21 protein-coding genes are annotated in these 23,971 nt (G+C 61.3%); 10 read left to right on the top strand and 11 right to left on the bottom strand.

The features are described 5' to 3' along the window. Positions 1-11 precede the first annotated feature (11 nt). The 3 genes from AAEO81_RS15390 to AAEO81_RS15380 all read left to right on the top strand — a co-directional run bounded on the left by AAEO81_RS15390 (position 12) and on the right by AAEO81_RS15380 (position 2,087). Entirely contained in the window at positions 12-191 is a 180-nt protein-coding gene (locus tag AAEO81_RS15390; RefSeq protein ID WP_166597838.1) for a CbtB domain-containing protein, read from the top strand. A gap of 21 nt (positions 192-212) precedes the next feature. Further along, positions 213-956 carry a CbtA family protein gene (locus AAEO81_RS15385; protein WP_341964427.1) on the top strand — a complete coding sequence of 248 codons (744 nt, stop codon included), beginning with the start codon at positions 213-215 and terminating at the stop codon, positions 954-956. A gap of 150 nt (positions 957-1,106) precedes the next feature. After that, the gene (locus AAEO81_RS15380) at positions 1,107-2,087 is read left to right on the top strand and encodes a GlxA family transcriptional regulator (protein WP_341964426.1); all 981 of its coding nucleotides are present in this window, start codon (positions 1,107-1,109) and stop codon (positions 2,085-2,087) included. A 7-nt stretch (positions 2,088-2,094) separates the two neighbouring features. Here AAEO81_RS15380 and AAEO81_RS15375 read toward each other — a convergent pair whose 3' ends face one another. The 9 genes from AAEO81_RS15375 to AAEO81_RS15335 all read right to left on the bottom strand — a co-directional run bounded on the left by AAEO81_RS15375 (position 2,095) and on the right by AAEO81_RS15335 (position 11,799). Beyond that, a complete protein-coding gene (locus AAEO81_RS15375; protein WP_341964425.1) occupies positions 2,095-5,199 on the bottom strand; it encodes an error-prone DNA polymerase in 3,105 nt (1,034 codons plus the stop codon). Then, positions 5,196-6,626: a DNA polymerase Y family protein gene (locus AAEO81_RS15370; RefSeq protein ID WP_341964424.1), complete on the bottom strand. Its 1,431-nt coding sequence runs from the start codon at positions 6,624-6,626 to the stop codon at positions 5,196-5,198. The genes AAEO81_RS15375 and AAEO81_RS15370 overlap by 4 nt, the downstream gene beginning before the upstream one ends. 7 nt (positions 6,627-6,633) lie before the next feature. After that, entirely contained in the window at positions 6,634-7,251 is a 618-nt protein-coding gene (gene imuA / locus AAEO81_RS15365) for a translesion DNA synthesis-associated protein ImuA (protein ID WP_341964542.1), read from the bottom strand. Further along, on the bottom strand, positions 7,251-7,868 hold the full coding sequence (gene lexA / locus AAEO81_RS15360) for a transcriptional repressor LexA (RefSeq protein ID WP_341964423.1): 618 nt from the start codon (positions 7,866-7,868) through the stop codon (positions 7,251-7,253). Before lexA ends, imuA begins: the two co-directional genes overlap by 1 nt. A gap of 109 nt (positions 7,869-7,977) precedes the next feature. Then, positions 7,978-8,778, bottom strand: coding sequence for an isocitrate lyase/phosphoenolpyruvate mutase family protein (locus AAEO81_RS15355; protein WP_341964422.1), 801 nt, complete (start codon positions 8,776-8,778; stop codon positions 7,978-7,980). Positions 8,779-8,831: 53 nt separating this feature from the next. Then, the gene (locus tag AAEO81_RS15350; protein ID WP_341964421.1) at positions 8,832-9,371 is read right to left on the bottom strand and encodes a methylated-DNA--[protein]-cysteine S-methyltransferase; all 540 of its coding nucleotides are present in this window, start codon (positions 9,369-9,371) and stop codon (positions 8,832-8,834) included. A gap of 183 nt (positions 9,372-9,554) precedes the next feature. Continuing rightward, a complete protein-coding gene (locus AAEO81_RS15345; protein WP_341964420.1) occupies positions 9,555-9,722 on the bottom strand; it encodes a YhfG family protein in 168 nt (55 codons plus the stop codon). A gap of 46 nt (positions 9,723-9,768) precedes the next feature. Beyond that, positions 9,769-10,449, bottom strand: a complete 681-nt coding sequence (locus tag AAEO81_RS15340) for a hypothetical protein (RefSeq protein ID WP_341964419.1) — start codon at positions 10,447-10,449, stop codon at positions 9,769-9,771. 213 nt (positions 10,450-10,662) lie between these two features. Next, a complete protein-coding gene (locus AAEO81_RS15335) occupies positions 10,663-11,799 on the bottom strand; it encodes an MFS transporter (protein WP_341964418.1) in 1,137 nt (378 codons plus the stop codon). A 298-nt stretch (positions 11,800-12,097) separates the two neighbouring features. On the opposite strand from AAEO81_RS15335, the gene AAEO81_RS15330 reads away from it, so the two are divergent. From AAEO81_RS15330 to AAEO81_RS15305, 6 genes are all read left to right on the top strand, one after another. Beyond that, entirely contained in the window at positions 12,098-13,084 is a 987-nt protein-coding gene (locus AAEO81_RS15330; RefSeq protein ID WP_341964417.1) for an aliphatic sulfonate ABC transporter substrate-binding protein, read from the top strand. Next, entirely contained in the window at positions 13,081-13,917 is an 837-nt protein-coding gene (locus tag AAEO81_RS15325; RefSeq protein WP_341964416.1) for an ABC transporter permease, read from the top strand. The genes AAEO81_RS15330 and AAEO81_RS15325 overlap by 4 nt, the downstream gene beginning before the upstream one ends. 292 nt (positions 13,918-14,209) lie before the next feature. Beyond that, entirely contained in the window at positions 14,210-15,193 is a 984-nt protein-coding gene (locus AAEO81_RS15320; RefSeq protein WP_341964541.1) for a LacI family DNA-binding transcriptional regulator, read from the top strand. 104 nt (positions 15,194-15,297) lie between these two features. Beyond that, a complete protein-coding gene (locus AAEO81_RS15315) occupies positions 15,298-16,098 on the top strand; it encodes an AP endonuclease (protein ID WP_341964415.1) in 801 nt (266 codons plus the stop codon). Further along, positions 16,091-17,068, top strand: coding sequence for a sugar kinase (locus AAEO81_RS15310; RefSeq protein WP_341964414.1), 978 nt, complete (start codon positions 16,091-16,093; stop codon positions 17,066-17,068). Before AAEO81_RS15315 ends, AAEO81_RS15310 begins: the two co-directional genes overlap by 8 nt. Before the next feature lie 70 nt (positions 17,069-17,138). Then, positions 17,139-18,455 carry an MFS transporter gene (locus tag AAEO81_RS15305; protein ID WP_341964413.1) on the top strand — a complete coding sequence of 439 codons (1,317 nt, stop codon included), beginning with the start codon at positions 17,139-17,141 and terminating at the stop codon, positions 18,453-18,455. 59 nt (positions 18,456-18,514) lie between these two features. Here the strand turns inward: AAEO81_RS15305 and AAEO81_RS15300 are convergent, their stop codons facing one another. Further along, complete coding sequence (locus tag AAEO81_RS15300; protein ID WP_341964412.1) at positions 18,515-20,140, bottom strand: methyl-accepting chemotaxis protein; 1,626 nt, start codon at positions 20,138-20,140, stop codon at positions 18,515-18,517. Positions 20,141-20,770: 630 nt separating this feature from the next. Here AAEO81_RS15300 and AAEO81_RS15295 point away from each other — a divergent pair. Then, positions 20,771-21,052, top strand: a complete 282-nt coding sequence (locus AAEO81_RS15295) for a DUF1652 domain-containing protein (protein WP_166597835.1) — start codon at positions 20,771-20,773, stop codon at positions 21,050-21,052. A gap of 181 nt (positions 21,053-21,233) precedes the next feature. Here AAEO81_RS15295 and AAEO81_RS15290 read toward each other — a convergent pair whose 3' ends face one another. Further along, positions 21,234-23,549, bottom strand: coding sequence for a UvrD-helicase domain-containing protein (locus AAEO81_RS15290; protein ID WP_341964540.1), 2,316 nt, complete (start codon positions 23,547-23,549; stop codon positions 21,234-21,236). Positions 23,550-23,971: the final 422 nt, after the last annotated feature.

Raw genomic sequence — 23,971 nt, 5'->3', positions numbered from 1 at the left:
GCAGCAACCCAATGAGCAGCACCGCCCTGACGCATGCCCCTTCCGCCACACGCAGCCATCGCCTGTTGGTGACCTTCGGTTCGATCCTGATGGGTCTGTCGCTGGTGTACTTCGCCGGATTCTCGCACCTGGACCTGGTCCACAACGCAGCCCACGACACCCGCCACAGCTCGGGTTTCCCCTGCCACTGATCCATTGCGGAGCATACGCGCATGTTCAAACGCATCCTCACCACGGCCTGTTACACCGGTGCCCTCGCCGCGCTGTTGCTGACCCTGCTGCAAAGCCTGTGGATCACGCCCTTGATTTTGCAGGCTGAAGTCTACGAAAACGCCGAATCGGTTCATGAGCAAGCTCATGAACCGTTGGCGGCTCACGACCACGGCGCCGTTGCCCATGAGCACGAGCACGATGCCGAGGCCTGGACACCGGAGGACGGCTGGCAGCGCACGCTGTCCACGTTCGGGGGTGATCTGGTGGTCGCGATTGGCTTCGCCCTGCTGCTCAGCGCGCTGTACAACCTGCGCACACCGGCCAAGGCCTGGCACGGTGTGCTCTGGGGGTTGGCGGGGTATGCGACATTCTGTCTGGCCCCCGCTGCAGGATTGCCGCCGGAATTGCCGGGCACCGTGGCCGCCGAGCTGACCTCGCGCCAGGACTGGTGGGGCGCGACGGCGCTGGCCACAGCCGTCGGGCTGGCGTTGATCGTCTTTGGCAAACACTGGGCATGGCGACTCGTGGCGATGTTGCTGATTGCGGCGCCGCATCTTTACGGCGCACCGCAACCCGCCGAGCACCATGCACTGGCACCGGATGACCTGCAGGCGCAGTTCCGCGTGGCGTCCTTGCTGGTCAACGGTGGGTTCTGGATAGCGCTGGGCGGGCTCAGCGGGTGGTGGTTCCAGCGGCAAGTGCCGGGCGCGGAAGACATGAGTGCCGTGGCGGCCGTGAGGTAGCCCGGGAATTGCATGCATCATGTAAAGCCTCGACTGTGTGGCCGATCCCCGTCCTTTAGCAGTCCGGCTTGCCAGCGGTAGCGATCTTCAGAACGCCACCGCCGGCAAGCCGGGCCGCGACAGGCGAGCTCAATCTTCAAAGGAAACCCTATGCGCAAAATCAGCGTGGGCATGGTGCTGTTCCCCGGCTTTCAACTGCTGGACATCGCCGGTCCCAAAGACGCCTTCGCTCAGGTCAAGGTCTTGAGCGAAGGGGCTTGTGAATACGAAATGCTGACCGTGGGCACTACCCGTAGCCCGTTGCTGTCGTCCAGCGGGCTGACGGTGATCCCGGACCGAACGATTTTTGACCCCTGCCCGCACTTCGACACGGTCATCGTTCCGGGCGGACTGGGGATTTTCGATGTCTACGCAGACTCGACCCTTGGAGACTGGCTCAAGGTCCAGGAAAAACGCTGCCGCCGTCTGGCCGCGATCTGCAACGGCGTGTTCGCTTTCGGTGCGGCGGGCCTGATCGACCGCAAGTCGGTCACCACCCACTGGATGGACGCGGCGCACCTCAGTGAGCTATTTCCCTCGGCCCACGTCGACCCTGACCACATCCACGTCAAGGACGGCACGATCTACACCACCGCCGGTGTCACGGCGGGGATCGACCTGTCGCTATTGATGATCGAGGAAGACTTCGGCAAACGCATGGCCATCGACGTCGCCAAATACCTGGTGGTGTATTTGCGTCGCGCCGGTGGGCAATCGCAATTCAGCCCGTTGCTCGACATTCAGGGAGGCGTCGATTCCCAGGTCGAGGCGATTCAGGATTACATGCTCGCGCACTTGCACATCGATCACAGCCTGGCCTCCCTGGCCGAACGGGTGCACATGAGCCCGCGCAATTTGTCGCGACTGTTCACCAAGGAAACCGGCACCCCGCCCATGGCCTTTCTCGCCGATGCACGGATCGACGCCGTGCGCCGCTATCTCGAAACCACCGAACAATCGATGAAGGAAATCGCCCGTCGCTGTGGCTTCGACAACGCCGACAGCCTGCGTCGGGTGTTCGTCAAGCGGCTGGCCATCAGCCCGGTGGAGTATCGCCAGCGGTTTCACTCCGAAGCCATGAACGCCTCGTAGCGGTCAATCACTTGAAATCGCGACTGCGCACGTCCAGCCCGGTCAGCAGCGGGGTCAGGTCGAACAGCCGTTGGGCAATGACGTGACGGACGCCCTTCTGATACTCGAACTTGCCGAACACCTGCATCAACTGAGCACCCACCAACACCTTGCGCTGACGTTCAGCCAGATCGCGCCAGACCACCACGTTGATCATGCCGTGTTCGTCTTCCAGCGTGACAAAGGTCACGCCGCTGGCCGTGCCCGGTCGCTGTCGACCGACCACTAACCCGGCGACACTGAATTGCCGTCCGTGCTCTTCATCGAGCAAGTCCTTCGAGTTGCGAAACCGTTTGGCGGCCAGTTTGTGGCGCAGCAGCGACAGCGGGTGCGGCCCCAGCGTCGTGCCGAGGGTGTCGTAATCGGCCATGAGGTCCTGGGCCACGCTCGGCAAGGGCAGTGCGACTTGAGCCTCTTCGCCAAAACAGTCATCACCAAACAACGGACGTTGCACCTCAACCCCCGCCATCTCCCAACGTGCGCGATGACGATGCCCTACCAGACCGCGCAAGGCTCCGGAATCCGCCAGCGCCGCCCGCGCGCGGTTGTCCAGATCGGCACGCACGCAGAGGTCTGTGACGTCCTTGAACTCGCGCACCGAGCGCGCTTGCTCGATGCGCCGGGCGTCTTCCTCGCGGAAGCCGCGAATCATCCGCAAGCCCATGCGGATCGCCAGGTCCTGGGAGTAGTCTCGGCCTTCCACCGATTCCAGCGAGCAATCCCAGTCGCTGTAGCGAATGTCCACCGGGTGCACGTCGATGTGGTGGCGACGGGCGTCCTGTAGCAGTTGGTCAGGGCTGTAAAAACCCATCGGCCAGCTGTTGATCAGGGCGCAGGTGAAGGCAGCGGGCTCGTGGCATTTGAGCCAGCAACTGGCGTAGGTCAACAAGGCGAAACTGGCGGCATGGGACTCGGGAAAGCCGTAGCTGCCGAAGCCTTTGATTTGTTCGAAGATGCGGTGAATGAAGTCTTCGGGGTACTTATTGGCCCTCATTCGGGTCGCCAGCCGCTCCTTGTGCGGATCCAGGCCACCGTGGCGCTTCCACGCCGCCATGGACCGGCGCAACTGATCAGCCTCGCCCGGCGAATAATCGGCGGCAATGATCGCCACCTCCATGACCTGCTCCTGAAAAAGCGGAACACCGAGCGTTCTTTTGAATACGCTTTCCAGACGGTCCGGGTAGGTCACCTCCTCCTCGCCATTTCTGCGCCGCAGATACGGATGCACCATATCGCCCTGGATCGGGCCGGGCCTGACGATGGCGACCTCAATCACCAGATCGTAAAACGTCTCCGGCCTGAGCCTCGGCAGCATCGACATCTGCGCCCGGGACTCGATCTGGAACACGCCAATGGTGTCGGCGCGACTGATCATGTCGTAGGTCGGCTTGTCCTCTTCAGGAATGGTCGCGATGGTCCAGCGCTTATGGCGATGCAGCTCAACCAGATCGAACGTGCGGCGCAGGGCACTGAGCATCCCTAGTGCGAGAATGTCGACTTTGAGCAACCCGACCAGATCTAGATCATCTTTATCCCACTGAATGATCGTGCGATCGGCCATTGCTGCGTTTTCTACCGGCACCAACGTTTCCAGCGGCTGCTCAGATATGACGAAACCACCAGGGTGCTGAGACAGGTGCCGGGGAAAGCCGATCAGTTCGCCCGCCAGCGTCAGAACCCGGCGCAGCACTGGGCTGTCCGGCTCGAAGCCTGATTCACGCAAACGCTCGGCAGGAGGCAGGTTGTCGGTCCAGCGTCCGCAGCAATCAGCCAGTGCGTTGATCTGATCGGCCGGCAGACCCAGCACGCGCGCCACGTCACGAATGGCGCCGGCTCCGTGGTAGGTGCTGGCCACAGCCGTCAGCGCCGCCCTGCCTCGGCCATACCGGCGGAAGACATATTGGAGGACCTCTTCACGGCGTTCATGCTCGAAATCGACGTCGATATCGGGTGGCTCATCCCGCTCTTTGGAAATGAACCGGGCAAACAGCATCTTGCCCTCACCTTTTGCAGGATTCAGTTCGGTGATGCCCAGCGCGAAACATACCGTGGAGTTAGCTGCCGAACCTCGTCCCTGGCAAAGAATGGCTTGATTACGGGCAAAGCTGACGATGTCGTGAACAGTGAGGAAATAGCTCTCGTACTTCTTCTCGGCAATGATCTCCAGCTCATGATCAATGTTCGTACGAGCTATTTCTGGAACTCCGTCCGGCCAACGCTTGCGCGCCCCCTGTTCGGTAAGCTCACGCAACCAACTGGTCGCCGAATGCCCCCTTGGCACCAACTCGCGGGGGTATTCGTACTTCAGGTCAGCAAAATCGAAGGTACAACGCCGCGCGATGACCAGCGTTTCGGCCAGTAACTCCGCAGGAAAGACATCCGCCAACATCGCCCGTGGCCGTAAATGTCGCTCCCCATTGGGAAACAGCCTGTGCCCCGCCTCGGCCACGGTCGTGTGATGACGGATGGCAGTCATGGTGTCCTGCAACGCACGACGACCTCGGGCGTGCATGTGCACATCGCCGCTCGCGACGGCAGGCAGACCGCACTGTTTTGCTAACGACAACAGTGCCGTCAGCCGCTGCTGATCGTCCGGCCCGCAATGCAACTGCACACTCAACCAGAGGTTGTCGGTGAACAGATCGTGGAGCCATTGACCTTGCTCACGTAACGTCGCGTTTTCTTGTTCAAGGTCCGGCACCCACAGGGCGAGCAACCCGTTGAGCGGGGACTGAAAGTCCTCCCGCAGCAAGCGATACTCGCCCTTTTTGCTGCGCCTGCGTCCTTGGGTGATCAGCCTGCACAGCGCCTGATACCCCGCAAGATTTTCGGCCAGCAAGACGATTTTCGGCCCGTCTTCAAGGGTCATTTCACTGCCGACGATCAATGGCAGGCCGCATTCCTTTGCCGCCTGCCACGCACGCACCGCTCCCGCCAGCGTGCATTCGTCGGTGATGGCCAAGGCCTCGTAGCCATGCAGCTTCGCCCGCTCGAACAACTCCAGAGCACTAGAGGCCCCGCGCTGAAAACTGAAGTTGGACAGGCAATGCAGTTCGGCGTATTCGCAGCTCATGCGAACCACCCGTGCAGCCACAGGCCGCTGTCATCTCCCACGCTGCGATAGGCCCAGCCACGCAGGCCGGTGCGGGTTTCGATCAGGTAATAATCACGGCGCACATCCCCGCCGTCCCACCAACCCGACTCGATCCGTTCAGGCCCGGCCAACACCCGCGAGCCGCTGTCTGTCAGGGCTTCGGGCTCACGCAACAGCCAACCGGGGCGAGGCACCGGGTTGAAGCCCACGGCAGGCTTGGTGTGCGAGGCGGGTTGCCATGCGCATTCGGGGCGATGATCGGCGTGGAAGCTCAAGCCGCAGACCGCGTCATCGCCCAATCGCGCCCGTAGCCGCTCGCGCAACTGCTCCCACGGCATGCTTTGTTGAGGGCGATCATCGAACAGTTCGCGATGGGAAGGCACAAAGGCCGGCAAGTCTTTGGCCGAAAGCTTGAGTGCCCGCACCGGGCACGGCACGACGATTTGCTCCAATCGCCCCCGGGCCAGTTCGAACAGCATGTTCGCCTCACGCTCGGCACTGAGCAGGCCCACTGGAATCAGCGTGTCCGGGGCGGTGCTGCCGACACTCGGCACATGTTCCAGATGAATGACGAAGCGTTGCACCCCGCTGTCCCGACCTCCGAGAAACAGCGCCAGATCGGCAATCATCCGCTTGAGGGGAAACAACAGCGCCTGATGGGATTCGACGTCGAAGTTCAGCTCGATGCGGGTCTCGAAAAAGTCCGGCGGCACATAGCATTCCAACGCCATCGGGCGACGCCCGGTCAGGGTATCCAGGTGTTGCAACACCGTTGCGGGAAAACGCCGCGCCAGGGTGTCGCGAGGCAAGGCCAGTACCTGCCGCAAGTGGTGCAGTCCCATGCGCCCTAACGCGGTGGCCACGTCCTGGGTCAACCCGAGGCGATTGACCGGCATCCGTTGCAGCACGTCTTGCAGCGACTCATTGTCGGTGACGGCCAGACCGTCGTGGGCATTGGCCAACATCCTCGCCGCCAAAGGGTTCGGTGCAACAACGATGCGATGACTGAATCCCATGGCGGTCAGCTCCTGGCGCAATCGCGCCTCGAACACCGGCCATGGGCCGAACAGTCCAAAGCTCGACTCGACTTCCATCAGCAACACGCGGGGATATTTCAGGCTGACCTGGGAACTGAAGCGGTAGGCCCAGGCCGCAAGCAGACGGTGCCAGTGTTCGGTCTGCTTCGGGTCGTATTCGACCGTGTCGAACCCACGGGTCATGGCGTGGGCGGCGGTCAACGTCTGTCCGGGACGCAACCCCAGTTCACGGGCGGCGGCATTCACCGTCTGCAACACACGGCGCTGAGCGGGACCGCTGATCAGGGCCAGCGGCTTTTCAGGATCGGCGCGACGACGCATGACGCCGTCCAGTGCCAGTTGCGGCAGCAGGACACAGGCCCAGAGCATGGAAACCTCAAGCGTCAGTGGTGAACGGGATGGGGGATGACGGGGCCAACCCGCCTCGGCACTTCAACACCCGCAACTGGCGGGGTCGGACATCGATGGCGATGCGCAGGGCCGCAGGCGAAGGGTTGGCGGCGGCTTGCTGACCACGGCAGGCGAACGCAAGGGTTTCGCCGGTTTCCGCCGCGACCTGTAAACGACGCAAGGCGCGGTCATCGACCTTGCCCGGCCACGCCAGCACTGCCCCGCAACTGCCGGAGCGCAGGCATTGTTCCACCGCCCACAAGGCATCGGTGTCGCTGGCTTGAATGATCGACAGCTGACGCAGATCGACCCCCGCCGATTGCCAGGCCTGGGGGTATGGCACGAACGGCGGCGCCACCAGGACGATACGTTCGCCCGCGTTGGCCAGGCGCGCCAAGGTCGGCCACAGCAGGCGCAACTCACCGCTGCCATTGGCGGGAATCAGGATTTCAGTGAGTGCCGCCGGGGGCCAGCCACCAATGGGCAACGCAGCGTCGAGCAACGGGTGGCCCGTGGGTTGCGCCGCGACTGGCTGGGCCTGCGCCCGCCCTTTCCAGACCCGATGCTCGTCCAGCAGCGCGTCAAGGCTGACCACCGCACCCATCATTCCCGGCGCACCAGGCCGCAGAACACCCCTTCGATGGCGAAGTCCTGATCAGGACGCACGACAATCGGCGCATAGGCCGGGTTGCGGGGCAACAGACGCAATGTGTCATCACCCCGCTCCAGCCGTTTGATCGTCACTTCGCCATCGAGCCGGGCCACGACGATCTGTCCGTCCCGGGCATCGGCGCTTTGCAGAATGCCCACCAGATCGCCGTCGAAAATCCCGTCTTCGATCATCGAATCGCCTTTTACCCGCAGCAGGTAATCCGGCACACGCAGGAAGGTGCGGCTGTCGAGGGTAAAGGTGTCGAGGTTATCGAGATCGGGGCCGATGGGCGCACCTGCTGCAACGCGGCCCAGCACCGGAATTTCCAGCATTTGAGTGCGGGGTGTGGCGTCGATCAGGCGAATGCCACGGGCCTGGTTGGCGGTGACTTCGATGAAGCCCGCCTCAGTCAGCGCCACAATGTGCTTGCGCGCAACGCTGCGAGACGCGAAGCCAAAGGCTTCAGAGATTTCTGCCAGGCTCGGCGGCTGGCCATTGTCGGCGATGCGATCACGGATGAACGTCAGGATGGCAGCGCGTCGGGGAGATAAGTTCGTCATGGAGTACATTTGTACTCCTCGCGAGAAACATATGCCAGCGCCGTTTATCGGTCGATGAAAGGTTGATCAATTGATGAGGAGTCGAAGCGCCAGGACATGGCGCTTCTGAGGTAAAACGTTACTCGAACCACGCCTGAATCTGAGGGTAATTGAGGGTGCTGTGGGTCACCGGCTCCGAGCGCCCTTCCCCGAGGAAATCACGCCCCAGTTGCTCGGCCAGGCTCAAAACGGTGATCGCCACGCTAGAACCGGCACTCAGACGATGAACACCCAGCTTCGCCAAGCCTTCCGCATCCGGCAGCCCTGGTCGGGCCAACACGTTGATCGGCAGGTTGACGCCCTGAACGATGCGCTTGATCGCATCGACATCCACCACCGCCGCAACGAACAGCCCGTCGGCGCCGGCTTTTTCATACAACTGGCCGCGTTTAAGGGTTTCCTCGACCTTCTGGTCATCGGCCACCAGATTCGCCAGGTACACATCGGTACGGGCGTTGATGAACACGTCCAGCCCATGGTTGGACGCCATGCTTTTGATCGCTTCGATCTTGCGCGCCAGCAAGTCAGGTGCATCCGGACCGTCTTCAATGTTGATGCCCACAGCCCCGACTTCCAGCACGCGCCTGACGTTTTCAGCGACCGTCTTTGGATCGTCCGAATAGCCGTGCTCGAAATCCACCGACAGCGGCACCTTGACCACCCGCGCGATGTTGGCGGCGGCCTGGATGGCTGCCTCCAGCGGAAACACACGCCCATCGGCATACCCCTGTGCCCAGGCCACGCCCGCGCTGGTGGTGGCGATGGCTTTGGCGCCGAGGCTTTCGAACAGCAGCGCACTCACGGCGTCCCAGGCATTGGGCAGGCGCAGCACGGTGGATTGGTGGTGCAGGTCACGGAACGTCTTGGCAGAGGCAGGCATGTTCAACTCCATGTGAAGGTGACGGGTAAAACACTGTTGAAGGGCGCTTGAGTCTAGAACAGCGATGCTTGGGCGGAGGCCAACGCATCGAGGTTCTTTTTCGAGGGTTTCGGCATCCCGCCTTCAAGGGTCAGCAACAACTCCTTGGCCGCCAGGCCACCGGCAAATCCGGTGAGCGCGCCAGAACTGCCGATCACCCGATGGCACGGCGCGACGATGGAAATCGGGTTCTTGCCATTGGCCGCCCCCACCGCGCGCACGGCAGCGGGATTGCCGATTTCGATAGCGATCTGCAGGTAACTGCGCGTTTCGCCGAATGGAATGGCGAGCAAGGCGTGCCAGACTTTTTTCTGGAAATCAGTGCCGTGAAAATCCAGCGGCAAGTCGAAACGGTTGCGCGTTCCCGCGAAATATTCCGCCAGCTGCTGTTCGGCCTGATCAAGGATTTCGCTGTGGGGGGCTTCGGTCATGGGCCCCAGCAGGACGCGATTGGGGCGGTCGTTTTCCCAGAGAATCGCGGCCAACGCCGCACCCTTGGCCACCAGTTTCAACTGGCCCACGGGGGACTCGATGAAGCGATAAGTGAAGTTCATGGAAGGCTCCTCGTCTTTCGCATTGCGCCCATAGTAACCGGGTGTGCGATGAGGGCCATCCAGATCTTGCGGTCAAATTCGATGGGACGGGGATGAATCGAGGAATAAAACGGCTTCGTATCAATATGAGTAATCAGAAGCTTGAATTGAGCGGACTGCTCTTCTCACACAACTTGCCATTTATCAACCGGCCATCTGCCGGTACTTCGCAAGTACCGCCTCGCGCGTTGGCAACGGTTTTGCAGCATCGGAGGGTGCGGTGTCAAAACCCTCTAGCCGCAAGCTGGCGAGGTAGTTCGAACGACGTGTCTTTGCGTAAAGCTCGCGTTTCTCTTGAACCGTTTGGGTCATTGTGTTCGCCCTGTGCAGATAACGACGCGAAGTGTAGCAGTGCTCCTCACGTCGGGCACCCCACCGCGCCGTCATTCAGGTTCTGCTTGTAGTTCTCATACTGCAACGTCGCCTTGCCGTTGTTCCACTTCAGGGTCAGCACCAGGACGGAGTCGAAGTCGTCGCCCATCCAGTCCTTGACGAGTTTGAGGTCCTGGCCGGAGGCCTCTTCGGCGACTTTGTTGATCAGTTCGGGCAGGTAACCGTGGGACCAGGCGGTGTAGATGGTGGCGTCGTGGTATTTGTCGCGCATCAGCTCGTCGGCGAGGTCGCTAGTGTCGTTGGCGGCGAAGTCGATGTTGATGGGCAGCCCGAGTTTGATCGCGCTCGGGCCGACGGTCATCAAAGGGCGCAAGTAGCTGTAGGAATGATCGCCTGCGCCTTCTTCAACGTGACGGCTGGGGTTGGCGGCGAAGATGAAGTCCGCTTTGCCGAAGGTATCTGGCAATACAGTAGAGAGGTCGATGGCACGATTCAGCCCCTGGCAGTTCAATTGGCCAAGGCCCATGTCAGGCTTTTCCGCGTGGCGCAGGAACACCAGGGTCTGGGTGCCGTTCTTCGGTTCTGCGTGGACGCCCCTGCCGACGGTAAACCAGAACACCGCCGAGCAGATCAGCAGGATCGGCAGCAAGAAATAGGCGATGCGTTGCAGGGCTGACGAGGTAACCGGGGTTTTGAAAAAGGTCATGATGGCCTGGATTCTTGTGATGCGTGAAGGGCTGAGCGCCCTGAGCAACGTCCCTGTGAACTGGCATTTCGCTAGCGAATGCAGGCTAACGAAGCTTTATGTCCGTATGAAGAATGACCATCTGATAGGAAATGACCTCAGAGGTTGCATGCAAGCCTCTGATTTACCGGACCAATCGCTGAACGGTATGTAATAGGATGTTTCGAAAGCCCTTCAGGCGGGTACTTCACGAACCCGGTAGCGACTGCACACCACAGCGCTGACCACCACCGCCAACCCCGCCAGGCTGTAGACCCAGGACGGCGAGGCGATGGGCAGCAACACCCCGGCCAGCAAAGGCCCGACGCCCGCACCGACGTCACGCCAGACCGCATTTCCGGCCAGCGCCTGCACGCGCCCTACCCCCGGATTGCGTTCAGCCACCAACGTGGTGACCAGCGGCAATTGCAGCGCACGCAAGATCAGCACACCGCCCGCACCGATGATGAGCCAGTGAAAGCCGAAGGCCGTCAACGCCAGGGTCGTCAGCGCCGAGAACACCACCAGCATGCGCACCGCCCCGTAACTCGCGGCGGCGCGACCACCCAAAGGACTCAGAAGCATTTCCGAGACGTAACGCAACGCCAGCAGCACCCCGGCGATGAACACTGCGTTGCCACCCAGCACCGATTGCGCCTGCAACGACAGGCCGAAGATAAACAGCCCGTCCAGCGCGACGCCTTCGATGAAGGACCACATGGCCACGCTGTCCGGCGCCTTGAAGCGACGCCCGTTGGCGGTCGGCATCGCATGAGGAACGCTCGGCAGCCCTCGGGCGATGAACAGGCCGATGAGGGAGAAGAAGGCGAGTATCAGAAAGATCACCCGGGGGCCGAAATACATGCTTACCAGCGCCCCCAGAGGCAGCGCCAGCATCGGGCCGATGGCGATGATCGCCCGTGAGGTGCCTGACCTGCGGGCCGCGCCGGCAGGTTCGGAGGTCGCGAGGGCTTGAGTGGACAGGTTCAACGCCGCGTACGCCAATCCCCAGCCCAGCCGCAAAATCAGCAGCCACCAGAAACCGGTGATGAACGAGTTGCCCACGGCGCAGACCATCGACACCAGCGAAGCCAGGGTCAGCGCCGCCCGGTCGCCGCGCTGTGCGTAGAAGCGCACGACGTAGCCATAGCCGAAAATCCGCACCAGCCGGTTGGCCGCCAGCAGCACCCCCGCTTCGGCGAGGCTGATGCCAAAGGCGTCAGCGTTCATGGGCATCAGCAGGTACAACAGGACATCGCTGGGCAGGCACAGGCTGAGAACGGTCGCCGAACGGCGTGACGCAGCATCGGCATCTCGGGCAGGGACAGACATGCGCAGAAAAGTCCTGTAACACAATTGAAAAATGCCAGCATGCAGATCACGCCGAAGACTGACAACTGTTTAATGCAGATTTTTCACGCAGTGTTTCTGGCGCAACACCGCTTCAGCAGACTGTTGATGGAGCAACTGCATCCACGCCTTCTTGCTCCCCGTCGCCCCGCGCTGGCCCGCACATGAGTTCATGGCACAGAGCCTGCATTATTCCATTTACGCAGGCTGACTCGCGCTGACTGCCGTTTTCGACATAAGCAGCCCCGTGCAGCTTCAATCCCTTCGACTGGACTTGATCATGACCGCGTTTCCTCGCCTGCCCACTTCCCTGAAACTCTTGGCCGGTGCCCTGGCACTGACCCTGCAACCCTTCGCACAAGCCGCCGAAGCGCCGCCCGCCGAAGTGCATCTGGATTACGCCTACTACTCGCCGGTAAGCCTGGTGCTCAAACATTTCGGCTGGCTGGAGAAGGCCCTGCCGAACACCAAGGTCAGTTGGGTGTTCAGCCAGGGCAGCAACCGCTCGCTGGAATACTTGAACAGCGGCGGCGTTGATTTCGCCTCGTCCGCCAGCCTGTCCGCTGTGCTGGCCCGCGCCAACGGTAGCCCGATCAAATCGGTCTACGTCTACAGCCGCGCCGAGTGGACCGCACTGGTGGTGCGCAAGGATTCGACGCTTAAAACCGTCGCCGACCTCAAAGGCAAGAAAATCGCCGCCACCAAAGGCACCGACCCCTACCTCTTCACTTTGCGCGCACTGCAACAGGCGAAGCTGACCAAAGACGACGTGGAGCTGCTGCACCTGCAACACCCGGACGGCCGCATTGCGCTGGAAAAAGGCGACGTCGACGCGTGGGCGGGTCTCGATCCGCACATGGCCGCCAGCGAAATTCAGGCGGGTTCGCGCCTGCTGTATCGCAACAAGGACTTCAACAGCTACGGCGTGGTCAGCGTGACCGAGACGTACGCCAAAGAGCATCCGGAGGCGATCAAAACCGTGTTGAGCGCCTACGAGCAGGCCCGCGAGTGGTCGCTAAAGAATCCGGAAGAGCTGGCGAAATTGCTGGCCACCGAATCCGGCCTGCCCCTGGACGTCGCCAAGCTGCAACTGACCCGCACCGACATCAGCAGCCCGCAATTGACCGATAAAGATGTGACCGCCTCCAAAGCCGCAGCGCCGATTCTGGTGTCGGAAGAACTGGTGCGCAAAGGCACGAATGTCGATCAGGTCATCGATCAGTTGATTGACCCGACCTTCGGCAAAGCCGTCGTCGCCAAGCCATGAGCAGCTCCCGCGTCGAATCGCTGAACGCCGAAGCCGGCGCACCGGTTGAAGCTGCCGCGCCCACGCCCAGCCGCTGGCGCGGGCGCCTCAAAGGGCTGGTGGTGCCGGTGGCGATTCTGGTGCTGCTGGAAATCGTCGTTCGCATCGGCTGGGTTCACTCGTACCAGATGCCCGCGCCCAGCGAGATCTTCACCACGCTGACCGACCTGGCCAACGGCGCCTTGTGGAAACACATCAGCGCGAGCCTGCTGCGGGTGTTGAGCGGGTTCGGCATCGGCGCGGGCCTGGCCCTGCTGTTTGCAGCGTGGGTCGGATTGAGTCGGGAGGCCGAAGCCTATCTGGAACCGACTTTCGCGGGTTTGCGCTCTATCCCGAGCCTGGCGTGGGTGCCGCTGTTGCTGCTGTGGCTGGGCATCGGCGAGACCTCGAAAATCGTGCTGATCGCCATCGGCGCGTTTTTTCCGGTGTACCTCAACGGCGTGGCGGCGATTCGCGGGATTGATCGCAAACTGGTGGAGGTTGGCAAGATGTATCGGTTCAGCCAGCGGCAGATGATTCTTCACCTGTTTCTCCCCGCTGCCTTGCCCGGCCTGTTCACCGGCCTGCGCTCGGGATTGAGCCTGGCGTGGATGTTTCTGGTGGCCGCCGAACTGATCGCCGCGACCAAGGGCTTGGGCTATCTGCTCAGCGATGGGCGCGAGACCTCACGGCCTGACATCGTGCTGGCCGCGATCATCGTGCTGGCGCTGCTGGGCAAGATCAGCGACGGCGTGTTGGCGATGCTGGAGAAGCGGTTTCTGGCGTGGCGGGATACGTTCAAGGGGAATGGCTGACTCTACATTGACTGATACGGCGTCATCGCGAGCAAGCTCACTCCTACAGGGGAACGCTTTTTAGTTGTAGGAGTGAGCTTGCTCGCGATAGCGATGTACGTGGCACCATCGAGACACCAAGGACCCCAAGCACCACCTTTCATCCGATCCCGAGTTGACGACACCCCTCGCTTTGGTGTTTCCTGAAACCGGTTTCAGAGCCTCACACGCTCGATAATAAAAGCCTGCTGATAAATCCAATAAGGGTCAGGCCGTGAACAGCATTCCGACACCGACGCGTGCCCGCGTCACCATGAATGACGTCGCCGACATGGCGGGCGTTTCCAAAGCCAGCGTCTCGCGCTTCATTGGCGATGACCGGCAACTGCTGTCCGATGCCATTGCCCGGCGCATTCAACACGCCATCGACACCCTCGGTTATCGCCCCAACCAGATGGCCCGTGGCTTGAAACGCGGCCGCACTCGCCTGATCGGCATGCTGGTGGCCGACATCCGCAACCCTTATTCCATTGCCGTCATGCACGGCGTCGAAACGGCCTGCCGCAAGCACGGCTACAGCCTGGTGGTGTGCAACACCGACCGCGACGATGAGCAAGAACGCCTGCACCTCGCGGCTCTGCGCTCGTACAACATCGAAGGGCTGATCGTGAACACCCTCGGCCATCATCTGGACGAATTGCGCGAGTTGCACAGCGAATTGCCGATGGTGTTGGTGGACCGCAAAGTCGATCAACTGGACAGCGATCTGGTCGGGCTCAACAACGTCGATGCCGTCACGCAAGCGCTGGATCACCTGCACCACACCGGCTATCGCGACATCCTCATGGTCACCGAACCTCAGGACGGCACCAGTTCGCGGGTCGAGCGGGTCGACGCGTTCAAGACCGGCCTTGCCCGACGCAGCGGCTTCCGTGGCGAGGTCTGTGAAACCGGCCCTGCCCTGCGCGATCACCTGCGCGCCTTTCTCGATGATCAGGGGCACGGCCCCAAAGCCTTGTTCACCGGCAACGGCGTTGCAACCCTGAGCACGACCCGCCAGTTGCACGCATTGGGCTGCCATCTGTTCGACGACATCGGCCTGATCGCCCTCGACGAACTGGACTGGTACCCCCTCGTCGGCAGCGGCATCACCTCCCTTGCCCAACCGACCCACGACATCGGCGTGACAGCGTTCGAGTGCCTGCTCAATCGCCTGCGCGGGGACCAGGAGCCAGTGCGGCTGTACGACTTTCCGGCGCAACTGATCGTGCGCGGTTCGACCCGACAGCGATCCTGACCCTCTTCTTTTATATGGCAGGCCACCCGCCTGTCCGTTTGAAGAACTTTCTTCGAGCACCTTCGCTCGAACAAAAATGAAAACGGTTTCAGAGGACAACAATAATGAACCGATTCCCCGTTGCCATCAGCCTGGGCGCCTTCGGTGCCGACCTCGTTCGTGAACGCGGCCAGGCCAGTTTTATCCCGCTGCTGGTCGAGGCTGGCGTGACCCGCATGGAGCTTCGCGAGGAGCTGTTCACAGGCCGCGAAGACCTCGTCGCCTTGGGCGAAGCCATTCGCTCGCAAGGGCTGGAGTGTCTGTATTCGGGGCCGCTGGAGTTGTGGCTCGATGGCCAGAACGCGCCCAATCCCGAGCTGGAACCGACCCTGCAACGGGCGACGGCCTGTGGCGCGCCGTGGCTGAAAGTCTCGTTGGGCCACCTGACCGAAGACAGCGACATCGCTGCCCTGGCCGATCGCCTCGCCCGTTACGACGTGCACCTACTGGTGGAAAATGACCAGACCCCACAAGGCGGCCGCCTGGAACCCCTCGTCCAGTTCTTCGCCCGGATCGAGGCTCTGCAAATGCCCATTGGCATGACTTTCGACATCGGCAACTGGCTGTGGCAGGCGCAATCGGCCAGCGCCGCAGCGCAACAATTGGGCCGTTACGTCGAATACGTGCATTGCAAGGCGGTGTCCCGCAACACAGCCGGCAAGCTGATCGCCGTGCCGCCGCGCCAGACTGACTTGCACCTCTGGGAGCAGTTGCTCAAGCACATGCCCCTCGGCCTGCCCCGTGCTGTCGAATACCCGCTGCAAGGCGACGATCTGCTGGACGTCACCCGCACCCAAGTCGATGCCCTCGCCCAGTTGGGCCAGCGCCACACGCACACGTCGTCGGAGGCCCTGAGCCATGTCTGAGATCGATATCCTTTCCTTCGGCGAAACCATGACCATGCTGGTCGCCGAGCAGACCGGCGATCTGGCCGCTGTCCGCCACTTCGAAAAACGCATCGCGGGCGCCGACAGCAACGTCGCCATCGGCCTTTCGCGCCTGGGCTTCAACGTCGCCTGGCTGAGCCGGGTCGGCAATGATTCGATGGGGCGTTTCGTCATCGACAGCCTGCAACAGGAAGGCGTCGACTGCCGCCACGTCACCGTCGATCCGGCCTACCCCACGGGCTTTCAGTTCAAGTCGCTGGAGCTGGAAGGCGCCGACCCGGTGGTCGAGTATTTCCGTCGGGGCTCGGCGGCCAGTCACCTGTCCGTCAACGACATCGTTCCGGCACTGTTGAAGGCGCGGCACCTGCACGCCACGGGCATTCCGGCGGCGTTGTCGGCCACCTGCCGCGAACTCTCGCAGACACTGATGATCCAGATGCGTGAGTCGGGTCGCAGCGTGTCGTTCGACCCCAACCTGCGGCCGTCGCTGTGGTCGAGTCAGGCCGAGATGATCCGTGAGGTCAATCACCTGGCCAGCCTTGCCGACTGGGTCATGCCCGGACTGGCCGAAGGCGAGTTGCTGACCGGTCGCGACACCCCGGCGGACATCGCGCAGTTCTATCTCGACAAGGGTGTGGAAGCGGTGGTGATCAAACTCGGCGCGAAAGGTGCGTACTACCGGACCCAACTGAATCAGGCCTTCGTGCCCGGCGTGCCGGTGCCTCAAGTGATCGACACCGTGGGCGCGGGCGATGGCTTCGCGGTCGGGGTGATCAGCGCGCTGCTGGAGAACCTCGACTTCGCCCAGGCGACTGCCCGGGGCAACTGGATCGGCGCCCAGGCCGTGCAGAGCCGAGGCGACATGGAGGGCCTGCCGACTCGCGCCGCCCTGCAAGCCGCCGAATCAACAGCCGAATCAACAAACGCACCACGACGACAGACCGCGTGACACCCGTTTTACCTGAACCGCCATTCCCATCACCTGCTGCGACAAGAACAACACCCTCAGGGAGCTTGACATGGAAAAGCTACTCGACACCGTGAAACACGCAGGCCTCAAACGCCGCTGGCTGCTGATCATGCCGATCGTGTTCATCACTTACAGCCTCGCCTATCTGGACCGCGCCAACTACGGCTTCGCCGCCGCCTCGGGCATGGCCGAAGACCTGCACATCACCCCCGGCATGTCGTCGTTGCTGGGTGCGCTGTTCTTCCTCGGTTACTTCTTCTTTCAAGTGCCGGGGGCGATCTACGCGCAAAAGAAGAGCGTGAAGAAGCTGATCTTCGTCAGCCTGATTCTCTGGGGTGGCCTGGCAACCCTGACCGGCATCGTCTCCAACGCCTACATGCTGATCGGCATCCGCTTCATGCTCGGCGTGGTAGAAGCGGCGGTCATGCCCGCGATGCTGGTGTACCTCTGCTACTGGTTCACCAAGGCCGAGCGCTCGCGGGCCAACACCGTGCTGATCCTCGGCAACCCGGTGACCATGCTGTGGATGTCGGTGGTGTCGGGTTATCTGGTGGCGCATTTCAGCTGGCGCTGGATGTTTATCGTCGAGGGCTTGCCTGCGGTGATCTGGGCGTTCATCTGGTGGCGTCTGGTGGACGAACGTCCGACCCAGGCCAAGTGGCTGACCGCTGAGGAAAAGACCGAACTGCAAGCGCGTCTGGACGCTGAGCAGGTCGGCATCAAGCCCGTGAAGAACTACGCCGAAGCCTTCCGCTCGCCGAAAGTCCTGCTGCTGACTGCGCAGTATTTCTGCTGGAGCATCGGCGTGTACGGCTTCGTGCTGTGGCTGCCGACCATCATCAAAAAGGGCATGCAGATGGACATGGTCGAGGCCGGCTGGCTGTCGGCCCTGCCTTATCTGGCGGCGGTGATCGGCATGGTCGTGGTCTCGTGGGCGTCGGACAAGACCCAGAAACGCAAACTGTTCGTCTGGCCGCCCCTGCTACTGGCCGCCATTGCGTTCTACGGCTCCTACGCGCTGGGCACTGAGCATTTCTGGTGGTCGTATTCGCTGCTGGTGATTGCCGGGGCCTGCATGTACGCGCCGTATGGCCCGTTCTTCGCCATTGTTCCGGAAATCCTCCCGGCCAACGTCGCAGGCGGCGCCATGGCCCTGATCAACAGCCTCGGAGCCCTCGGATCGTTTGCCGGTTCGTATCTGGTGGGGTATTTGAACGGCGCGACCGGCACGTTGAGCGCGTCGTACCTGTTCATGAGCGGCGCGTTGCTGGTGTCGGTGGTGCTGACGTTGCTGCTGAGGCCCGATAACAGCGTCAAGCCGGTGCGCAGTGAGCCACCCGTTCGTCCTGCAGCGGCGCATCCATAACCCAAACGCAACCTTGTGACAGCCGGCTTGATACGGGCCGGCTCCCACAGAATGCTGCGTCAGATCACAAACCGGGTCACCATCGCTTTCAGATCCACCGCCAGACGCGACAGCTCATGGCTCGCCGCGCTGGTCTGGTTGGCACCCGCCGCTGTCTGTGCCGCCAGATCGCGGATGTTCACCAGGTTGCGGTCCACTTCCCGCGACACTTGCGCCTGTTCTTCCGAAGCACTGGCGATGACCAGGTTGCGTTCATTGATCTGGCTGATGGCTTCGGTAATGAGCTCCAACGCATCCCCCGCCGAACTGGCCAGGCTCAAGGTGCTGCGGGTGCTGTCAGTGTTGCGTGACATCGACTGCACCGCGTCGCCGGTCCGGGACTGAATCCCGGCCACCATCTGTTCGATTTCCGTGGTCGATTGCGCCGTGCGATGGGCCAACGCCCGCACTTCGTCCGCCACCACAGCAAAGCCGCGTCCCGCCTCCCCGGCCCGCGCCGCTTCGATGGCGGCGTTGAGTGCCAGCAAGTTGGTCTGCTCGGCGATGGAACGGATCACGTCCAGCACTTTGCCGATATCACGGCCCTGCTCCGCCAAGCCTTCGACGAGACCCGTGGTTGCCTGGATCTGCTGGGTCATGTCCTGAATCGACTTGACGGTCTCAACCACGCGATCACGGCCCTGACGCGCCGTCTGGTTCGACTGCTGGGACGCTTCAGACGTGGACACAGCATTGCGCGCCACTTCCTCTACCGCCGCCGTCATTTCGTTCACCGCCGTGGCGGCTTGCTCGATCTCGTTGTTCTGCTGTTGCAGGCCGCGCGAAGACTCCTCGGTGACCGCACTCAGCTCTTCCGCCGCAGACGCCAGCTGGGTGGCCGAGCCTGAGATCAATTCAATGGTCTTGCGCAGGTTCTGCTGCATGGTGCCCAGCGCTTTCAACAGCTGCGCCGGTTCGTCCTTGCCGTCAATCTCGATCGGACGGGTCAAGTCGCCACCAGCAATCTCTTCAGCCACTCGAACCGCTCTGGACAGCGGGTTCACGATACTTTTGGTCAGCAGCCAGGCGAGCAGAACGGTCAATAACACCGCTGCCACCGAGACGGAAATAATCCCGACGTTGGCACCTTCATACTGTTCTTTTGACACCACTGCGGCTGCAGCAGCCCCTGCTTTATTGATGGCGATAAGTTGGTTGATCTGCACCCCCATCAAATCCGTAGCGTCTTTCATGCGCGTGTTGATCAAGTTGCGCATGTCTTCCATCTTGTCCTGACGCGACAGCTCTAGCACTTGGTTCTGCACGTCAAGAAAAGTGGTCAGCGTGGCGTCGAACTGCCGGTATACCGACAACTCCTCACCTTCGGCGGGCAACGCTGCGTAGTTCTTTTTCGCCTCCTGCAACTTGCCGATAAGTTCAGCAATACGGCCATCGGTTTCGCGAAGCGCAGCGGGCTCACGGTTGACCAGCGTGCGGAACGAGGTGATGCGCAGGCGCAGCGTGTTTTCCAGCATGTTGCCAAGGTAGCCCACGCTCGGCAGTTGGTTGGATTCCATGTCAGTCGTCGCCTGCCGGATCACGGCCATGCGATTAAGGGAAAAAAAGCCCAGTCCGACCACCAGAACCGCAATGAATGCGAACCCCAGGAATGCGCGTGGCGCGATGTTCATGTTTCTTATCGACATGGGATGTCTCTCTTTAAAGTCCGGCGAAGTGCATCCATGCGACGATCCGGCATTCGGAACTTCACAGTTTTGACTCAAACGGTGACGGACGAAATGCTTCTTGGTTTTTTCAGTGCCCCTGATCTTCTATCGGCAGCGGGCCAACTTTTATTCAGTCTTCTTTAAAATATTTTTACACCGAGTCTGAAGCAGGATCCAAAACTAAGAAGGATGGCCATCATATGTTAAGCAAACTTTACACAGACGCTGCTTAGGCAGTGTTTAAAGTTTTATTGACGCCAATTAAGTTGCTCTTATTGAGGACATCACGTCCGAACAGCTCTGAAAAGATGGTGTCCATGAGCCTTATATCTGAATATTGATTTAGCCTTGTTGGAAATGACAAAAGGCTATAACGAAGCATGAGCTGAATCAAAGAAGCGTAAAGATTCAAACGATGTAGGATTTTTTTCTCATCACTGTAAGAAGTCGGTGCTACCTTTACCTGACTTCTGATCTGTGAATCCTGCCCTCGATCAACGCGGAACTCGACTAAGCAGCGAGGTGCTCCGGCACACGAGCTGCGACGTTCTTCGAAGCCGGACGCCAGACCCTGTTTTTCCTGCCCTGCGGAGCTTTGGCATTGCTCGATTGAACGAGGTGGGTCCCATGAATAAAGTCACGTTCCCCAACGCCTGCCAGCTGATGCGCTGGCATTTTCATCCGGTCGGCTTCGAAGCCAGCATGGATGCACCCAGCAGCATGGTCGCGCGCCTCTTCGACCGAGCCAGCGGTGAAACGGTGATCGCCATTGCCGGGATACCCTGCGCAACGGTGATGAACGCGATGGACGTGGAACGCATCATCGAAGCCATCGAGCTTGAGCTCGAAACCTTCGTGCCGCAGCAGACGCTTTATCTGCATCAGGCTTGAACACATTCCCGAACATCTCGGGGTCAACTCTGTGGGGCGCGAATTCATTCGCGAAAACGGTACATCCGAGGGTGATGTGCCGTCTGGAAGATCGATTCGCGAATGAATTCGCTCCCACAGTTGAATCAGCGTTCGGCCTCAAACGTCGTGGCGATGCTGGAAGCGGTTAGAGGGACGCGCATCACGCGTCCGTCGCAACACTTCCCCGTCGATCTTCAAAAAACGCCTTATCGCCGGCAATCCGCGCCGACGCTCTGGACGTGGCCGTCTCGTCGTTGCCCGCCGCGTCGATGAACCAGTAGCAATGCCGCACCGCCCGGGTGATGGCTACATAGGCCAGGCGCAATACCTCGTCTTTCTGCGCGTTGTCGAACGCTTCCAGATCACCCTCCCGGCCCAATCCCGCTAATTGATAGACCTGATTCTTGTAGGGCGACTGGGTCAGGTGCTGGCAATCGCCAAGCAGGAATACCGCGTCCGCCTGAAGCCCTTTGGAGCTGTGATACGTGAGTTGCTTGAGACGGCGCTCTTGGGGTGGCAGCGCGTAATCAGCGTTGACCACCGCTTGCAGCGCCTCTGGCAACTTCGCCCGCTCGCTGCCCTTGCGGTACAGCAGCAGGACGGAATCACCGGCGTTGTAGTGTTCGATCAGGCTGGCGACCAGTTGGTCGTCGTCGCGGTCCAGCACGGTGACTGGCAACAGCGTCTGCTCTGCCCCACTCGCCCTGGCCTTCTTGCCACTGATGGCGGGCGCGGCGCGGACGATGTGCTCGGCCGCATCGATGATGTGCTGGTGGCTGCGGAAGTTGTCGCTGAGCATGACCTTGGTGGTCGACGGCGAGGAAAACTCCTTGGGAAATTCCATGAAGAACTTCGGCGAGCTGCCGCGCCAGCCGTAGATCGATTGCCAGTCATCGCCCACGCACAACAGCGACGAGCGCTGCGCACCCCGGCCGCCGTGCAACGTCACGCCTCGGCTGCGCACTTCCCTCAGACTCGCCCGAATCCACGACACAATCTGCGGCGACACGTCCTGAAACTCGTCGATCATCAGGTGCGACAGCGGACGCAGCCCGTCGTCGCTCACCAGCTTCAGGTTCTCGGGCGACTTCTCGCCGAACAGCGAGAACATGCGGTTGTAGGTCATCACCGGCGGGGTCTGTTCCAGCAGGTGGTCTTCGAAGGCTTTCCAGAACAGGCTCAAGGCCTCAAAGAAGAACCGGTCCGGATCTTCACTGGAAAAGCTCATTTGCGACACAGCGTCCGGCACGTCCAGCCCGAGGTTTTCGATAAAACCCGCCGCCGCGACGAAACAGTCCAGCAACGGCGCCGCGCTCAGTTCTCCTTTAACCTTGTACTCGAAACCCGGACCCGCCACCGCTGCGCCAGACAGCGACTGCATCATGCCCCGCGACGCGTCGTAGTTCTCCAGCCAGATGACGGGCTTGCGGCAGAACGCCTGGAACAGCGTGCGTTTGATCACCCACTCCGCCCACACGGGCAGCTTGGCGTCGGGCCGCCGCAGGTGCTGGTCCTCGCTCGGGTCGAAGCCCAACACGATCCACGCGTCCAGCTCGGCCGCGTAGCCATGCACATGAAAGGTCAGACCGCTGACCTCCACGGTCTGACGCATCGGCTCGACGCCCTGAATCGGCCACGCACCCTTGCGAATCCACAGGTCTTCGATGACGTCGCACAGTTCCTCGTCGCGCTTGGACGACAGGCCCATGACCGTGATGCGTTTCTGCACATCGGGGTGGTCCCGGTCCAGTTCTTTGAGCTGCAACGAATGCCGGTACAGTGGCGCCATGACCTCGCGAAAACGCGGGTTGGCGGCGTACAGGTCGCGGTAGCAGAGGTTCATCTGCTGCCGCTGGGCGTCGTTGATGCGTAAATCGAACGGGTTGCTGTCCTCGCCGTCGTCCAGCCGTTTGCCGAACAGGTCCGCGCTCTGGCTACTGAGATTTTCGAACGCCTGCACCTGTTCGAACCCTGGCAGGCTGCGCACCAGCGGCAGGATGCGTGAGTGGAAGGTGCGAACGACGTCCCGTGCCTGACGTAGAGACAGGTCGTGACCCCACAGGCCCATGACTTCGATCAGTTTGTTGATGAAATCCTTGCGCGACTCGCGGGTGAAGGTCACCACCGTCATGGCGTCCAGTTCGAAGCCCAGGTAGTGATGCAGCAACAGCACCCGCAGCACCAGCGAGGTCGATTTACCCGCCCCGGCGCCCGCGATGACGTAGGTGGACGGCGTGTCGCTGAAGATCATCTTCCATTGCGCGGCAGTGGGTTGCGCGTGAGGGGGCAGCTTTTCCGCGACATCGGCCTTGATGCGCTTTTTCAGCTCGTTGCTCAGGGGCAGGCGCCAGTCATCGAACAGGTGATCGTCCACCCTCGGCCCGCGATGCTCCAGCGGTCGCGTGTCGCGAATCACCAAGACACGTCGCCCTTCCTCGATGCCGTCCAAATGCCCCTCGGCGTACCCCTCGTTCATGCCCTCGGCGTGGCCGTTGAGGAAGCCATCGGCGTGCCCCTGTTTCCAGGAGGGCACGTGCTGCGCTTCAAGACGTGACAGGCTGCCACCGATCAGGCGGGCCAGCAGGCGTTTGAGGAACGGCAGGCGGTCGGGGATGGTCAGGTCGGGAGGCAGTTCGTGGGGTGGCTCGTCGAGGAAATCGTGCGACACGCGGGCTCCAGCTATCAACGTTGGCGAATAGGCGCCTATGGTCGCCCCATTCGCCGTCAACCTCCAGCGAAATGCTTTGGGGTCATGGGGTTAGCCGATCAAGTGCAGGTAAAGGTCAACGTTTGGCGCTTATCAAATATCGGATTATCCGATTGTTATGACGCAAAACTTACGCTTTTTATCGATATGACTTTGACGGATCATTGCTCCATCGACTAACAGCGGTGCCC

The sequence above is a fragment of the Pseudomonas sp. RC10 genome (assembly GCF_038397775.1).
Taxonomy (GTDB): Bacteria; Pseudomonadota; Gammaproteobacteria; order Pseudomonadales; family Pseudomonadaceae; genus Aquipseudomonas; species Aquipseudomonas bambusae.
Note: the sequence above shows the minus strand (reverse complement) of the source record. Positions and strands in the feature narration are given on the sequence as shown.